General features: G+C 44.5%; 14 protein-coding genes. 8 read left to right on the top strand and 6 right to left on the bottom strand.

The features are described from left to right. Positions 1–2: 2 nt before the first annotated feature. Positions 3–1,970, bottom strand: coding sequence for a poly-beta-1,6-N-acetyl-D-glucosamine N-deacetylase PgaB (pgaB, locus tag Q8O20_RS07970; RefSeq protein WP_305530738.1), 1,968 nt, complete (start codon positions 1,968–1,970; stop codon positions 3–5). 302 nt (positions 1,971–2,272) lie between these two features. Between pgaB and Q8O20_RS07965 the strand changes: the two genes are divergently transcribed. The 3 genes from Q8O20_RS07965 to Q8O20_RS07955 are packed head-to-tail and all read left to right on the top strand — an operon-like array spanning position 2,273 to position 7,265. Continuing rightward, on the top strand, positions 2,273–3,496 hold the full coding sequence (locus Q8O20_RS07965; RefSeq protein WP_305530737.1) for a TolC family protein: 1,224 nt from the start codon (positions 2,273–2,275) through the stop codon (positions 3,494–3,496). Next, positions 3,493–4,230: an efflux RND transporter periplasmic adaptor subunit gene (locus Q8O20_RS07960; RefSeq protein ID WP_305530736.1), complete on the top strand. Its 738-nt coding sequence runs from the start codon at positions 3,493–3,495 to the stop codon at positions 4,228–4,230. Before Q8O20_RS07965 ends, Q8O20_RS07960 begins: the two co-directional genes overlap by 4 nt. 2 nt (positions 4,231–4,232) lie before the next feature. Next, complete coding sequence (locus Q8O20_RS07955; RefSeq protein ID WP_305530735.1) at positions 4,233–7,265, top strand: efflux RND transporter permease subunit; 3,033 nt, start codon at positions 4,233–4,235, stop codon at positions 7,263–7,265. 18 nt (positions 7,266–7,283) lie between these two features. Here Q8O20_RS07955 and Q8O20_RS07950 read toward each other — a convergent pair whose 3' ends face one another. Continuing rightward, a complete protein-coding gene (locus tag Q8O20_RS07950; RefSeq protein WP_305530734.1) occupies positions 7,284–9,620 on the bottom strand; it encodes a PAS domain S-box protein in 2,337 nt (778 codons plus the stop codon). A 150-nt stretch (positions 9,621–9,770) separates the two neighbouring features. Here Q8O20_RS07950 and Q8O20_RS07945 point away from each other — a divergent pair, with 150 nt between their 5' ends. The 4 genes from Q8O20_RS07945 (at position 9,771) to Q8O20_RS07930 (ending at position 10,986) form a co-directional block, all read left to right on the top strand. After that, the gene (locus Q8O20_RS07945) at positions 9,771–10,043 is read left to right on the top strand and encodes a hypothetical protein (protein ID WP_294893767.1); all 273 of its coding nucleotides are present in this window, start codon (positions 9,771–9,773) and stop codon (positions 10,041–10,043) included. Continuing rightward, positions 10,040–10,261 carry a hypothetical protein gene (locus Q8O20_RS07940; protein ID WP_305530733.1) on the top strand — a complete coding sequence of 74 codons (222 nt, stop codon included), beginning with the start codon at positions 10,040–10,042 and terminating at the stop codon, positions 10,259–10,261. Before Q8O20_RS07945 ends, Q8O20_RS07940 begins: the two co-directional genes overlap by 4 nt. A gap of 61 nt (positions 10,262–10,322) precedes the next feature. Then, entirely contained in the window at positions 10,323–10,652 is a 330-nt protein-coding gene (locus Q8O20_RS07935) for a hypothetical protein (RefSeq protein WP_305530732.1), read from the top strand. Between the two features lie 40 nt (positions 10,653–10,692). After that, positions 10,693–10,986, top strand: a complete 294-nt coding sequence (locus Q8O20_RS07930) for a c-type cytochrome (RefSeq protein WP_305530731.1) — start codon at positions 10,693–10,695, stop codon at positions 10,984–10,986. 13 nt (positions 10,987–10,999) lie between these two features. Here the strand turns inward: Q8O20_RS07930 and Q8O20_RS07925 are convergent, their stop codons facing one another. The 4 genes from Q8O20_RS07925 to Q8O20_RS07910 form a co-directional block, all read right to left on the bottom strand. Next, positions 11,000–12,184: a HAMP domain-containing sensor histidine kinase gene (locus Q8O20_RS07925; protein ID WP_305530730.1), complete on the bottom strand. Its 1,185-nt coding sequence runs from the start codon at positions 12,182–12,184 to the stop codon at positions 11,000–11,002. Continuing rightward, entirely contained in the window at positions 12,147–12,815 is a 669-nt protein-coding gene (locus Q8O20_RS07920; protein WP_305530729.1) for a response regulator transcription factor, read from the bottom strand. The genes Q8O20_RS07925 and Q8O20_RS07920 overlap by 38 nt, the downstream gene beginning before the upstream one ends. Beyond that, entirely contained in the window at positions 12,812–14,098 is a 1,287-nt protein-coding gene (locus Q8O20_RS07915) for a Na+/H+ antiporter NhaC family protein (protein WP_305530728.1), read from the bottom strand. The genes Q8O20_RS07920 and Q8O20_RS07915 overlap by 4 nt, the downstream gene beginning before the upstream one ends. A gap of 96 nt (positions 14,099–14,194) precedes the next feature. Beyond that, positions 14,195–14,818 (bottom strand): acyl-CoA acyltransferase, encoded by a 624-nt coding sequence (locus Q8O20_RS07910; protein WP_305530727.1) that lies wholly within the window; start codon positions 14,816–14,818, stop codon positions 14,195–14,197. A gap of 69 nt (positions 14,819–14,887) precedes the next feature. Between Q8O20_RS07910 and Q8O20_RS07905 the strand changes: the two genes are divergently transcribed. Continuing rightward, entirely contained in the window at positions 14,888–15,568 is a 681-nt protein-coding gene (locus tag Q8O20_RS07905) for a L,D-transpeptidase (RefSeq protein ID WP_305530726.1), read from the top strand. Positions 15,569–15,571: the final 3 nt, after the last annotated feature.

Genomic DNA, 15,571 nt, shown 5'->3' with positions numbered 1-15,571 from the left:
CTCTACTCTTGACTCGTCGGGATGGTATTAGCGGGTGTTAACGTATGCTTATAGACCGGTTTTTGTCCGAAAGCTTTTTTTATCGTATCGGCATCAGGGATATTTTTAAATACGCTATCCGGATAATACGCTATATGATGAACACCTAGCCCATACAAATGATATATTGTATCACTCAACTCCTCAGATGAAAGCGGTTCATCATTTTTTCTCCAATTGATGGTTTGCAGTTCCATCACCGTACGATCCAGACCGCACTCTTCTTGCTTTACCCGTTCAACGATCTTATCGTAAAACTGCCGTGTATCACTCGCCTGTTCCATATACGGCATCGCCATAATGGCAGTATAGTCGTAGTGTTTGATCGACTCACTCAATCCTTGAGCATACCACTCTTGAGCATACTCATTTAAGGCCACCTGCGCGTACAAATTACGGGCTGTCTTGAGGCCAGGGTGTTCATTTCTTATGATTTGAGCCAATTGCATCGCAAAACGGTCCAAGTAATCCGTTTTGAGATTCGTCCATTTCTCGTACTGCTCTCTATCTGCTCGAATTTTAGTAACATTTTGTGCCAATCCCCATTTTTTATACTGCTTGCGGGCAAAGATGCTGTCATCTTCATAGTCGGAGAGGGTGACATCGTCATGAAACAATATTCCGTCAATACGGGGCGATTTGGCCAAGTCTTCATAAATCTCTTTGATCACCGTTTGCGCTTTGGGAGAAAATGGGGATAATCTCGGGTATCCCATATTGAGATGGGTCGAATCAACCTGCAATGTTACTACCGTATCTTTAGCGGCTGCATTGCTATGGGGCAATTGCCACGCGAGCATCGGCATCCACGCATAAATACGCTTTACCTGTGTACGCGTTGCGATTTGCCAAGCCACCCGATTAAACAAGTCGGCACGCATCGGTATATTTCGATTGGGGAAATAGACATAATCGGCCGCACCGTTGGCGTCAGGATCGGCAAAAGCTTGCAGATAGATCGTGTTGACCCCCAATTTTTTGATCCGATCGAGCAAATCACCCAAATTTCTCTCCTGCTGAGCAGGATCAGGATCATACATGTAATCCAAATCGATATGTGCCGCTTTGGTCACTCTGTCGTTATCGGTTAAATTCGCATTGCGCGATCCTATATCGTGCTCTAATACTTTGAGTGTCATGCTTTTATCGACCAAGATACGTCGCATTCCCCATAAAGGGGTAAGGCGTGTATTACTCCCATCATCCAGGGTTAGCCCTATGCTCATCCCTAAACGCTCTGCAATGGTGCGTGATTCTTTATTGTAATACCCATACGGCCAAACCATGACACGGGGTTTTTGTCCGGTATAGTGCTTTAAAAAAGTGTTGTTTTCCGATAAGTCTTTGTAGATGCGCTGCTGATAATTTTTTTCATCTTCATAGGCGTGTTTATCGCTCAGCCATTGGCGTGTGATCACGGCAGGCTGCATATTGCCCTGAGGATTCCCCTGAATCCCTTTGTGTAAAAAATAGCTATGGCTGGCAATCTCTACCAGACCGCTGTTCACCATTTCTTTAATCTCACTCTGGTTCAAAAACTTTTCGCGGGGAATCTTTTGTCCATCAAAATCGACTTTCTCTTTGGCTTGAAGCCAACTACCGACCAATGCGATGACAACAGGAATTTTATGTTTTTTTATAATCGGATACGCATTGGCATATACGGATTGATACCCGTCATCGAATGTCATTAAAACGGCTTTTTTCGGTAATGTTTTTCCATTGTTTCGATACGCTAAGATATCATTTATACCGATAAAATGGTATCCGTTAGACATTAACCACTGTATCTGTTGCTCAAAATTTGATGGAGTTACCGCGTACGTCGGATCAAGAGTTTCACTTTTATCGGCTATTTCGTGATAGCTTAGGATCGTAAATTCGTTGACATTTTGATCTCGACTGCACTTATTAGGGAAGTCATTTGCCATAAGGTAACTACTTGCAACCGCTGTTACTACAACAATAAATTTTACTATTGGTTTGAGCATAAATTAGACTGCTTTGCTTTAAATTTTTAATAAAATATTATACATTAGACCCACTTTAGAGTCGCTATATATCTTGTTTTCTGGAAAGTTATGAACGCACAAAGCAGTTGGAACGGATATAACTCTCTTAGGAAAGAGCAATAGGATCAAAAAAATATATGAACTTAATTCATTATTAAATATTTAGGTTCTATACTACCCCTTGTAAAATGGTACATAGTTACCTTCAAAAAGGAATAACGGTGCGAATACTCTATTTTCTGATGGCGGCGTGTGCATTGAACGCCCAGACATCGCTTCCTTCCCTGCTCGATTCTGCTCAAAAAAACGGGCGCATCGAGAGTTATGCTCACCAATCTAGTGCTGCAAAACTGGGGTATGATGCGGCTAAATACTCTTATTTCCCGCGAATCGACGGATTCGGCAATGCCTCTTTTGTCGATCATACGGGAGGGTTTGATGCGAAGCAGACCTACAGTGCAGGATTTAGAGGAGAGTTTATCGTCTATGACGGCTTTCGGAGAGAGAATCTTTTGGATCAAAACAAAGCACTCGAAAATGCCGCCCAACATACCCTCTACGGTGCCAAAAAAGAGCTTTCTCTCGATGTCATACAACGCTATTTTGAACTCCAAAATACGCGAGATGAGATCAAGACCTATCGAACAATGTCAGAGCAGCTTGAGGGGCAACTGGAGCGTTTGGAGATGTTTAAAAGAGCAGGGCTTGCGAGTGAAGATGCCCTTATGCGTCTACGCTCGGAAGTCTCGAATGCCCGCTACGGTATTGAAGATTTAGAGTATCGTGCGGAACGTCAAAAAAGGGAGTTGGAGACGATTACGAATCAAACGATAACCGAGCTCGAATCTTCCGAAGTGCTCCCCCCAAAAGAGGTGCAGATGCAAGAGTTGGACAAACTCAATGCGCTGAAATACACCCGTGATGCCAAAGTGCATGAAGCAAAGCAAAAAGATGCCTCTAATCTTCCGACGATCAAGCTGGAAGATCAGTACAGTTTTTACGACTATAAAAATGATCCGATTGCCCAGATGCGGGTCGATACGCAAAATAAATTTATCGCTTCACTCAGTATGAATTTGGTCGATTTTTCGGCTGCATCGACAGCGAAACAAGCACTGATGGTACAAGCACAGGCCCAAAGCAGCGAATTGGCTTACGCTGCCAAAGAGGTGGAACATAACCGTCTCTTGGCCAGCCGTTACATTGAGCGCACCCGTATTTTGATCGATAGTTCGGAAAAAACCTATGATGCGGCGACAAAAACCTTTGATGCGGTCAAAAAGAAGTATGAGGCGCGAATCGTCGATTACGTCACCTATCTCGATGCCCTTCATACCCTCACCGATGCCACCAACCAGCTTAGCCGTGCAAAACGGATGCTCTATTATGCCTACGCGGCCTATTATTTTTATGCGGGATTCGATCCCAAGGAGTTTGTACGATGATCAAAACACTATGGATAGCACTTTTACTCACCGCTTCGCTGATGGGGGAAGAAATTTATGCCACGTTTGATGTCGTTGCGCGTAAAGAGGCGAATCTGAACCTGACGACGCAGGGGATTGTTAAACACCTGAATGTCGATGTGGGAAGTCGTGTGAAACAAGGGGCGGTTTTGCTCGAAATCGATAATGATGATCTCGCCGCCGGTATCGATCTCGCACGTGAGAAGCTCAAAAAAGCAAAAATAGAAGAGGAGTTTGCTCGATTGACGTATGATCGTTACGCTCAGGTGAAGAGTGTGATTGATGCGGAGTTGATGGATCAGCACACCCTCGCGTACAAAAAAGCCTCTGCTGCGACGTCCGAGGCCAAAGCCTCTTTGCGCTATCAGGAGACATTGTTGGAAAAAACACGTCTTCGTGCCCCTTTTAGCGGTATCATCGCCGGACGTAACATCGAAGTGGGGGACAGTGTCGTAGGGGCATCCTCTCTTTTTCGTCTGATCAGTTCGCCGGAGGTAAAACTGATTTTAAATTTTGACGAGAAATATCTACACGCTCTCAAAGTCGGTTCTAAAGTTCGTTACCGAGTGGATGGTCAGAGTAAGGAGAAAATCGGATCTATTTCAAAAATCTATCCTTCCGTCAATGCGAAAAACCGAAAAGCGACGGCGGAAGTTTTGACAACGAATATTGCTCCTGGGCTTTTTGGTGAAGCCTATATTATTGGAAAATAAACATGTACAAATTTGCCATTAATCGTCCTATTACCACGCTGATGCTCGTAATGACACTTATTGTATTCGGAATAATGTCGTTTCGCTCTATGCCCGTTGCCCTATTCCCTAATATCGATTTTCCGATTGTGACGATTCAGACCGCTTATCCGGGAGCCGATCCTGAGAGTGTTGAATCCAAAGTAACCGATAAGATCGAAGAGGCGGTATCGGGAATTGACGGGATAGACAAACTCATCTCCACCAGCTATGACGGACTGAGCGTGGTCACCGTACAGTTTGAACTTACCAAAGATATCGAAGAGGCGGCGAATGATGTCCGTGATAAGATCGGAACGCTTAACCTTGATGCGGAGGTCGAATCCCCTTCCGTTCAAAAAGTGAGCGCTTCGGGGGCGGCCTCTATCAAACTGTTCATCACCACCGAGCAGGGTGATCAGATCGCTTTGATGCGTTTTGCCGATGAGCAGATCAAGCCTCGCCTTCAACGTATTGCGGGGGTAGCCAAAATCGATATCGTCGGCTATCGGGATCGCGAAATACGGATTTTTACCGATCCCTTCCTCCTTAACAAATACGCCATCTCTTCGGATGTTCTCCAATCACGTATCAGTGCCGAAAATGTCCGCGCAGGAGGGGGTAAACTCATTTCTGCGAATAACGAGCTGATCCTAAAAACACGCTCCGATGCTACGAGCGTGGAGCAGTTGAAGAGCCTTAGTATTGCTCCGGGGGTACGCTTGAGCGATATCGCACGGGTGGAAGACGGCCTCAAAGATACGACAAGCTACTCCTCCTATAATGGAAAAGAGGGGGTGTTGCTGGAAGTTCAAAAGATTGCCGGATCGAACGATCTTGAAGTGATTGAAGGGGTCAAAAAGACGCTCCCCTCCCTTGCAACGCTTGCCGGAAAATCGTACTCCTTGACACTGGTGGAAGATCAGTCGGAGAAAATTCTTATCAACATCGATAATGTCAAATTTGACCTTCTCTACGGGTCTATACTGGCGGTGCTGATCGTCTTTTTCTTCCTCCGCAACCTTACTGCTACGATTATCTCGGCAATCGCTATCCCCACCTCCATTATCGGAACCTTCGGACTGATCGATTATTTGGGGTACGATCTTAACCGCCTTACCCTTATCGGTTTGACTTTGGCGATCGGTATTTTTATTGATGATGCGATTGTTGTCATTGAAAATATCTCCAAAAAAATGGAACACGGGATGGAACCTTTGGAGGCCTCTTTCGAGGGGGTGAGAGAGATCTCTTTCTCAATCCTCGCCATCTCTTCAATGCTTTTGGCGGTTTTTGTCCCCGTAGCTTTTATGGGGGGGATCGTCGGAAAGTTTTTTAACTCCTTTGCCATGACCGTTGCTTCGGGGGTATTGATCTCCTATATGGTTGCGATTATGTTTATCCCTACCCTCGGTGCACGTCTTTTGAGCGGAACTGAGAGCCGATTTTGGGAGAAAACAGAGCCGATTTTCCAAAAACTCGATCTTTACTATCGTGCGGTTCTTGCGAAATTACTTCACTATAAATGGATCACCCTCGCGGCGGTTTTGGTGATTTTATTCTCCTCTTTTGCCCTTGCCGGTAAAGTAGGGGGAACCTTTGTACCGATGGAAGATATGTCGGAAATGAGGGTAATGATCAAGGCTCCCGTAGGGATCTCTCTGGAGGCGATGAAAAAAGAGATGGCACCGCTCGTTAAAACGATGCAGGAGGATAAACAGTTCCAAAAGGTCGTCCTCTCTATCGGCTACAACGCGGCACAAGAATCACACAAGGCGATGATCTATGCCAAGCTTTTGCCGGTGGGAGAGCGAGAAGGGCTGGAGTCGGTTATCAACGCTTACCGAGAAAAATTTAAATCGTATAAGCATTTGATTATCAGTGTCGAAGATGTCCCCCCTATCGATACGGGGGAGAGCAATGCTCCGGTTCAAATCGTCCTTACGGGAGCTGATTTGGAGACACTTGAGACAAAATCGGCCGCTTTGGTTAAACTCCTGCAAGAGAGCGAGGGGGTGATCGATATCGATACCGATTTCGAACCGGGAAAACCGGAAGTGCGTATCGGTATCAACCGAGAAAGTGCTCAACGTTTGGGTATTTCGGCTCAGCAAATCGCCAAATCGATCGGATCAACCTACTCGAGTGACAGCGCTATCTCCAATTTTGAACAAAACGGCCGCCAATTTGATATCACCCTCCGAGCCTCAGATGAATATCGAAGTGTGATCGATGATCTTAAAAAGATGCAGGTTCAGACACAGACGGGTGAAATGGTTATGCTGGATGGTCTTATCACTCTCGAGACGACCGAAGGGGCGGCATCGATCAACCGATTTGACCGTGAGCGTAAAATTTTGGTTACGGCCAACCTCGACGGTGCCCCTTTGGATAGCCTCGTCAACAAAATAGACAGCGCCCTTCCCTCGATTTTAGGAGAGGGGTACCATTATCGTTACACCGGAGATATCGAACGGATGCAAGAGACGATGGAAGCGTTCGGTTTTACCGTATTGCTGGCAGTTGTTTTGATCTATCTGATTCTTGCCGCACTCTATGAGTCGTTGATTCAGCCTCTCATCATTATGGTGGCGATGCCGCTGAGTTTTACGGGGGTTATCCTCTCGCTCTATCTCACCGGAAACCCGTTTAGTATTTTTGTTATGATCGGGATTATTTTGCTGATGGGGATGGTGGGAAAAAATGCCGTCTTGGTGGTCGATTTTGCGAACAACGCGATTAAAGAAGGAAAAAATGTCAATGAAGCACTCCTCGATGCGGGAGAGAAACGTCTTCGCCCGATTTTGATGACGACTTTCGCGATGATTTTTGCGATGCTCCCTCTCGCTCTCGGCGGCGGAGCAGGTCATGAGAGCAATGCCCCGATGGCGATTGCCGTTATCGGAGGGCTTATCAGTTCAACCCTTCTTGCCCTTTTTATCGTTCCGGTACTCTATCGGATGATGTATCCGCTTGATGCATTTTTACGGAGGTTGTATGAGCGAAACACACTGTAGGAGTGTGGCGCGCGAGTTTTATTCCGGCGTCACTTCTTCTTTGTCCGGTTTTATCTTAAGGGTAATCACAAAACAGGCACCACTCTCTTTGTTGTGCCATGTCAAAGTTCCGAAAAGATGTTTTTCGATAATACTTCGAGAGATGTATAATCCCAATCCGGTGCCGTTAAACTCTTGTTTGGTTGTAAAATAGGGTTGACCGATTTTATGCATGATAGATTCAGGAATCCCCCCCGCATTATCGCAGATAGAGATGACAATGACCTCATTTGTCTCTGTAACGGTTATGGTGATGGCGGCGTGTGCGATTTTGTTGGCTAAAAGCATATCTTTTGCATTTCCCAAAAGATTGAGTAAAACCTGTATCAAGGAGCTTTTGTTAATAAATAAAGAGCTTTTGGAAGTATCGTGAATGGTTAGGCTAATATTATTATTTTCACAACTTGAACCGATGATGTTAAGGGTATTGTTTATAACCTCATCTATTGTTATTTCTACTTTAGATTGGTTCGGCATGAAAAAATTTCTAAAGTTGTCAATCGTCGTAGAGAGTTGCTGCACTTGTTCGTTAAGTGCTTCTGAGAATGTTACAAGATAATCGGTGGTTATCTCCTCCTCTAATGAAATGGACATGATTAGGTTGTTAATGTCCATCCCCATTATGGCAAGAGGCTGCCGCCATTGGTGGGCGATCATTGCGATCATATCCCCCATTGCCGCTTGTTTTGATTGGGTAAGCATCATTTCATCTTTCTCTTTGATCTCTTTTTCCATTTTTTTGCGTTCGGTGATATCGCGAAGTATGCCGATGGCACTCCATCGACCGTTTTTGAGGAGGGTTGAGAGAGACAGTTCTATAGGGAATTCTGTTCCGTCTTTTTTCAAAGCGGCCAGTTCAACGGTCTTCCCGATAGCCGCACCTTCTCCGGTTTTTTTGAAATGTTCGAAACCTATGTGATGGGCAGCTAAAAACCGCTTCGGTGCAAGCAGCTCATGCAATGGCCATCCCATGACTTCGTTTTCCGAATAACCGAATATTTTTTCGGCGGATTTGTTCCAGTACGTAATCTTCCCCTCATCGTCCATCATTAAAATAGCATCTTGTGCGGAAGCGGTGATACTGTGAAATTTTTCCTCACTTTCACGCAGTGATTGTTCTGCAATTTTACGTTCGGTAATGTCTCGTGCAATACCCAACATGTAGGATTTGTCATGTTTGACAAGCGTTACGTTGACTTCCACGGGGAATATTGAGCCGTCTTTACGGCGATGCATACGTTCGGTTTGTAAGCTTCCTTTTTGAAGAATCTGATGATTTATTTCTTTCATTGAATCAGTATCTAACATCGGATCAATGTCAAAAACACTCATAGAGAGCATCTCTTCTTTGGTGTAGCCTAATGTTTTATATTCAGTTTCATTGATATCCAAAAAACGCATTGTCGAGGGCTCTATTATTTCGATAGCGTCACTGGAGTGATCCAACAGTAATCGAAAGAGTTTTAGTTTTTCCTCGTCTTCCTTGCGGTTGGTGACATCCAGTCCTATGGAAAGGAGCCCAACCGTATTGCCTGCTACATCCTTCAATGTTTTATCGTACCATTCAATTAATTTTTTACTACCGTCTTTTGTAAGAATTGTATTGATATTACCAATGGTTTGGATATCGTCGATGGCAGTCATAAATAATTTCTTTGTTTTTTCCCTTTGAGATTCCGGAAGGAAAATATCGAACCAATCTTTTCCTTCCACCTCCTTCAAAGAGTATCCTGATATGCTCTCCATGTAGTTATTAACGCGGATAATCTTACCTTCCGGACTCAGTATCACAATGATGAGTGGCGCGGTTTCTACCAATCGGTTGGAAAAATCTCGTTCTTGTTTCAGCATAGTTTCAATCAGTACACGTTCGGTTATATCTCGGTCTATCCCTCGGTAGCCTGCAAAATCCCCTTTTTTGTCGAAAAATGGGACTCCGTTCGTCTCCAAAATTTTCAGACTGCCGTCCTTGCAGATATTGGTATTTCTAAGGGCAATAATCGGCAAACGATTTTCAATGCATTTTTTGAATTTGCTGCCGACGTGCTGAATCTCTTCCGAGGGAATGAAGTTAAACGGTGATTTACCCACGACTTCCGCAGGAGAGTACCCCAACAGCATTTCGACTTGCGGGCTGACATAGCTATAGTTTCCTTGCGCGTCAACTTCCCATATCCAGTCACTTGTCGATTCAACAAGAAGACGAAATTTTTCTTCGTTCTCACGCAGCTTTGTTTCGATTCGCTGATACTTAGAAAGCTCTATTTCAAGAGTTGCTATCCGCTCTAACGCATTTTTCAAATCCACATCATTCATGAACGTTTCTCCAAGATTTGTTATATGCTGCACCCATCAAAAAGCTAAAATATAAATTGATAGATTATACATATAAATATCGGTAAAAGGGAAAGCCATTAAGAATTTATGTTAAAATTAGGATAAAGACTCTAGTACGCAAGGTTCATTATGCTATTTAATCCTACTCCGTTGGAAAAATTGACTACACTTATTACCGATTTAATTGAAAAACAATCTGCTCTCCAAGCGGAAATCGAAACGCTTCGCTCTGAGAGTGCTTCGATTCGCGGTAATGAGCAAAACAAAGATGCTGAGATTCAACGTCTGCAGGGGGCACTTGCTTCGAAAGATGAAGAGATTAAAATGTACAGTGATGAACTCTCCGCCAAAGATGCCGAGATTGAGACGATTGTTTCCAAAATCGAAAGCTTGCTTGGATGAAAATGAAAGTATCCCTCACTCTCAATGCCAAACGCTACGACATTGATGTAGAGGAAGATTTTGCCCAATTTTTAACCCTGCAGATGAAACAGGACTTTAACTTCGAGGGGAATAACGATATCAAACTTCTCCTTCAAGCCTATGTCCGTAAAAACTTCGCTCTCTACGAACAAGAGAAGCAAACACTCAAACTGATCGAGCAGATTCAAATCCCCTAATCCCCTTTCACGATCACTTCACAATAACTTTTTATACTGCTCTCATAAAAAGGAGTTTAAGATGAAAAAGTTACTTTCAATCTTGTTAATTGCAGCACTCAGTGCTACCGTTGCTTCAGCAGATGCTAAAGCGGGTCAAAAAGTCTATTTGAAAACGCTCAAAGCGAAATTTAATATGAACGGTACCAAATTTGCCGCTGAACATACGGTAGCGGAATGGGAAGAGCTTTTTGCGGATGATGCAAAAGGGTTTGTTAAAGAGTACGGGGAGCGCTTTCCCTCTTCGGTTCCGGTTCTTACGAATCCGAGTATGAAAGAGAAGCTTCAAGATATCGGAGACTTTGCTAAAGAATACGGTTCTGATAGCGGCAATGTGCCAAGTTGCGGATAATTTCCGCTCGAATACGATAAAAAAATAAAAAGGATTTACTATGAAAACGTTAATTGCGATTCTTGGACTTACAGCAATGCTCGGTGCCGCTGATGGAGCGGCTCTGTATCAAAAATGTGCGGCGTGTCACGGTCTTAAAGGTGAAAAAGCGGCACTCGGAAAATCGGAAGTAATTGCAGGATGGAATTCGGCTAAAACACTTGAAGCACTAAAAGGGTATAAAGCGGGAACCCGTAATACCAAAGGGATGGGTGCTTTGATGAAAGGGCAAACCGCCGCGTTAAGCGACACCGATATGAAAGTTATTGCAGATCATATCGCTGGACTTAAGTAAAAGATAGCGGGGATTATTCCCACGCTACACAAATCTTCGTCCCCACTTTTTCTTCCGACTCTATCGTGATTTTCAGATGATACTCGCGTGCGATCATAGCGACAATATTCAGACCGATTCCAAACCCTCCCACACTCTTATCGGCACGGGTATAACGCTCAAATACCCGATCGATCATACCATCGGGTATCCCGATGCCGTTATCTTCGATACATAACGTCCCATCTGTAAGGGTAATGGTAATCTCCCCCTCCATTTTATTGTATTTGATGGCATTGGAGAGGAGATTGTCGATGAGACGGGTCGCTTTGGTGTGATCGATCGTGAGTGTAATGTTAGGTTTGATTGTAAGGGAGAGGGTAATCTTTTTTTGCTCAATGCGGTGGCGGAAATACTCAAGCCGTTCATGTAAAAGATTACTCAGATTAAGCTCTTTATTCTCTACTGCCAAATCGTGGTTGAGAATGAGGTAGGTGAGATCATCATAGAGTGTCGAGATGGTACGGGAAGCGATTTCAATCCGTCGAAGTTTTTTTTCAACCAAAGGGGGGAGGGGTATCTCCTGTAACGCTTCAATATTGGTGAGGATCGCGCTAACGGGGGTATTGAGTTCATGGGTAGTGTCTTTGATAAAATCATCGAGTAGAGCAATCGCTTCGTTCATCGGACGTAAAAACATTCGTGAGAGGCTAAACCCGATGAGTCCGAGGATGAAGAAGAGGGCAGACCCGAAGATCAGAGAGTTGATGAGGGCTTGGTGGCGCCATAGCTCATCGTCTTGGGTTTCGAAAACCAGATAGTATTCCCCTAAACCGTAAGGTGAGAGGGGGACAATAAGGTGGATATAGCCATTATGAAGGGCGATATTTTCGCTGAAATTATGATGTTTTTGTTCCAGATTGCCGACGAGAAGATCTTTGTCGTATCCGTAAAGGGCTGTTTTATAGGCGAGATCGGTGGGAAACGTAGCAAGGTTATGACCGCTTTCCAGCCATGTTTTTAGACGGGGGACATAGTTCTCGCTTTGCAACTGCATAGCAAGACGATGAGAGGAGAGCATTTGGGCTTTCAGGGATTCATAATAGAGGGTTGCCATAAGTGCCAAGATGAGGATGCTCATTACGGCATAGAGGGCTAAAAAACCTCTAAGAGTACGATATTTAGCGAAACTGATACCCGAGGCGCTTGTGGCTGACAATGGAATCCTTTCCGAGAAGTTTACGGAGTGTTTTGATATAGGTACGCAAACTTCCATCGCTTGGTGTTTCATCATAATCCCACAGATGCTCCAAAATCATTTCATGGGAGAGGAGCTCATGGCGGTGTTGGATAAAGAGTTTGAGGAGCTTATGTTCTTTAAGTTGGAGATTTTGAGTTGCTCCGTTTATGAGGAGCACCTGATTATCACTATCATAGGTAATCCCCTCTGCGAGCTTCAAAACATCGGTAGGATTGTGATAAAAATTTCGTTTTAGAATGGTTTGAATCCGCAGAAGCAGTTCTTTGAGTGCGAAGGGTTTACGGATATAATCATCCCCGCCGCTCTCAAACCCCTCTTCGACATCCTTCATCGAATTGCGTGAGGTAATAAAAATAGCGGGGGTGACATTTCCCTCTTTTCGGCTTGCTTTGAGGAGGGAGAACCCGTCTCCTCCTGGGACATTGACATCCAGAAGCAGTAGATCAAATTTCCGCTCGTAGAGGGTATCTTCAGCCGCTGAGACATCATAGACACAGGTAACGCTGTAGCCGCAGTTTTCAAGGTATTCGCTGACACTTTCTGAGAGATTCGGATCGTCTTCGAGGAGGAGAAGGGAAGCTTTTGTCATGTTAGGACGATTCCAAAAATAATGAAGAGTATAAAGGCGAAGCCTGCAGAGATCAGGGCATAAGGGAGTTGGGTTTTGGTATGTTCTTGGACACTGCATCCGCTTGCCATAGCAGAGATGATCGTCGTATCGGAGATGGGTGAACAGTGATCTCCGAAGACCCCGCCTGATATCGCCGCTCCCATAGCGAGAGCTATCGGAGCATCAAGACCGACGGCGAGAGGAATGGCGATGGGGAGCATAATACTAAATGTACCCCAGCTCGTCCCTGTCGCAAAGGCGATAATCGCCGCCAGAACAAAAATAGCACCTGCTAGATACTCTGATGGAAGGTAATCTCCGATAAACGAAGCTAAGTATTGTCCCACTTGCATATCTGAACTCACCCCGCCGATTGCAAAAGCAAAAAGGAGAATAAGGGCAATGGGCGTCATAGAACGTGCACCACTCCATGCCGCATCAAAAAAATCAGAGATGGTGAGGACATTTTTGAGTCGATAATATACCAACATCAAACCTAAGGTAATGAGAAGGGTATAAAAAATAGAGGTGGAACCGGAGCCTTTAAAGATATTGCCATTTCCGGTAATAACCATAAACGCGATAACTCCCCCGATCATCCATACCATCGGCCATAAAAAGAGCCCAATACCCCCTTTGGCATCTTCGCATTCGATGTCGGGAGGTGTAATGGCAGCATGGCGCATAGGACCTATATCAATCTCATACCATATTGCGATAAAGGTGACGAGCAGGGCCATAAATGCGTAAAAGTTAAATGCGATTGATTGAAGTAGCCACGTCGCACTCTCACCCGCAATCAATCCTGCCGTGATTTGTCCACCGATAAGCCCCAGTAACAGCGCTCCCCAACCGTTCAGCGGAATAAGGGAGCAGACGGGAGCGGAAGTGGAATCGCATACAAAGGCAAGTTTGGCACGACTGATACCGTATCGATCACAAAAAGGGCGTCCGATAGCTCCTGCAACGAGTGATGTGATGGACGATTCGATAAAGACAATAATTCCCGCGATAAAGCTGGGCATCAGGGCGCCCCGTTTGCTTTTAACGAGAGAGCGTTTGACGCTCAGTTCGTGTACCAGACCGTTTACTCCTCCACTTCGTTCGATGAGGGTCATAACCGAACCGACCATAATGGCAAACGCGAGGGTTTTGAGTACCCATCCTTCACTTAAGAGGGAAATAAAACGTTCTATCATGAGCATTAGTGCACTAAGGGGGCTGAAATCGGCAATAATAAATTCACCGACAACGACGGCCATGGCTAACGCAATAAAGACGGAACGGCTAAAAAAAGCGAGAAGAATAGCAATGAGGGGCGGGAGTAACCCTAATAGACCGTATTCGATAGCAGATCCTTATAAAATCATTTGAAGGCGCATAATTCCGGAACGATCGAATTGTTCTTTGTAATATTCGCTCCGTTTTTCGTCAATTACTTCAAATCCTAGTTTTTTGTATATGAGCTCATTCTCTACTGAACCTATTTCGACGGGCGTTTGGACTTTACGATACCCTTTAAGACGTGCAGTGAGCATACTTTTTCCGATCAGCTCTTTGTAGACATCGATACTTTTAAACTCCGGCTTGACCAACATAAAATCCAAAACAAATGTTTTATTGTCAACATCACCCTCACACAGCAGATATGCGGCGATCCGTTCGTGGTAGGTTTCATCAAATCCGATCTCTTCGAGTGCTTTGGAAAAAATTTCATGGGTTGCTATACGGGGTTCATAGCCGCAGATCGTTCCGAGTGTTGTTCCATTCTCGACGGCAACAAAGAAATTGGAAAAATGGCAATAGCTCTTGGTGCTTGTGAGGGCTAAACGTTTGAGGAGAGAGAGTAACACCTCATTTTCGGAGGTATTGAACACAAGATCAAACAATCCTATTCTTTTACCTCCTCTCGAACTCTCCAGCAATGCTTGGGCAATGATGTCAATATCTCCCTCGGATGCTTTACGAACCGCTATTGCCATTATTGCCTCACTTGCCAAATTTTCTATATGCTATACTACCTAACTTTAAAATAAACTAAGAAAAATGAGATGTTGAAAATAACTTTAGCCCTTTCTCTTTCCTGTCTCCTTTCCTCGGCCCTTGCAGCACAGCAACTTATAGTAGTGATTTCTCCGGAGCTAAACGCGACCAAAGTGTCGATGCAGCGGTATGAACAACACGATCAATGGGTAAAAATAGGGGATAAAATCCCCGTTACCTTGGGTCGTAACGGCTTGGGATATGCCGCGTTTAAAGAGCCTCTGAAAAATGAGGGTGACGGACGTTCACCATCAGGACTTTTTCCGATAACGTCAACTTTCGGTTACGATAACAACCTAACATTCAAACTTCCTTATTGGCATGCGGATGAAAATTTGTACTGTATTGATGATAGGAATGATTCGCGCTATAACAAAATTCTTCGCATATATGAAAAAAGTTCTCTCCCCTCAAGTTATGAAGTGATGCGACGCCCTGATGGAGTCTATCGCTACGGAGCGGTAATAGGGTACAATGATTCGGGAGTAAAAGGACGCGGTTCATGTATCTTTATCCATCTCAATCAGAGTGACAAGCGTCCTACGTCGGGATGTACCGCAATGGATGAAGCCCCGTTAATCGAACTTCTAAAATGGTTTGACCCCGTGAAAAAGCCGCAGATACTACAGATAATGAAAAGTGAGTGTGGAAAATACCGAGAAGAGTTTCCCGGTATTGTATGTGAGTAGGTT

Origin of the sequence: Sulfuricurvum sp., from assembly GCF_030691015.1 — a bacterium.
Classification (GTDB): domain Bacteria; phylum Campylobacterota; class Campylobacteria; order Campylobacterales; family Sulfurimonadaceae; genus Sulfuricurvum.
This window is presented reverse-complemented; position numbering and strand designations above follow the sequence as displayed.

Bases quoted from the DNA above. Each gene is read 5' to 3' on its own strand.
- pgaB (WP_305530738.1), bottom strand. From the start codon at position 1,970: ATGGCAAATGACTTCCCTAATAAGTGCAGTCGAGATCAAAATGTCAAC.
- Q8O20_RS07960 (WP_305530736.1), top strand. From the start codon at position 3,493: ATGATCAAAACACTATGGATAGCACTTTTACTCACCGCTTCGCTGATG.
- Q8O20_RS07955 (WP_305530735.1), top strand. From the start codon at position 4,233: ATGTACAAATTTGCCATTAATCGTCCTATTACCACGCTGATGCTCGTA.
- Q8O20_RS07950 (WP_305530734.1), bottom strand. From the start codon at position 9,620: ATGAATGATGTGGATTTGAAAAATGCGTTAGAGCGGATAGCAACTCTT.
- Q8O20_RS07945 (WP_294893767.1), top strand. From the start codon at position 9,771: ATGCTATTTAATCCTACTCCGTTGGAAAAATTGACTACACTTATTACC.
- Q8O20_RS07940 (WP_305530733.1), top strand. From the start codon at position 10,040: ATGAAAATGAAAGTATCCCTCACTCTCAATGCCAAACGCTACGACATT.
- Q8O20_RS07935 (WP_305530732.1), top strand. From the start codon at position 10,323: ATGAAAAAGTTACTTTCAATCTTGTTAATTGCAGCACTCAGTGCTACC.
- Q8O20_RS07930 (WP_305530731.1), top strand. From the start codon at position 10,693: ATGAAAACGTTAATTGCGATTCTTGGACTTACAGCAATGCTCGGTGCC.
- Q8O20_RS07920 (WP_305530729.1), bottom strand. From the start codon at position 12,815: ATGACAAAAGCTTCCCTTCTCCTCCTCGAAGACGATCCGAATCTCTCA.
- Q8O20_RS07915 (WP_305530728.1), bottom strand. From the start codon at position 14,098: ATGGCCGTCGTTGTCGGTGAATTTATTATTGCCGATTTCAGCCCCCTT.
- Q8O20_RS07910 (WP_305530727.1), bottom strand. From the start codon at position 14,818: ATGGCAATAGCGGTTCGTAAAGCATCCGAGGGAGATATTGACATCATT.
- Q8O20_RS07905 (WP_305530726.1), top strand. From the start codon at position 14,888: ATGTTGAAAATAACTTTAGCCCTTTCTCTTTCCTGTCTCCTTTCCTCG.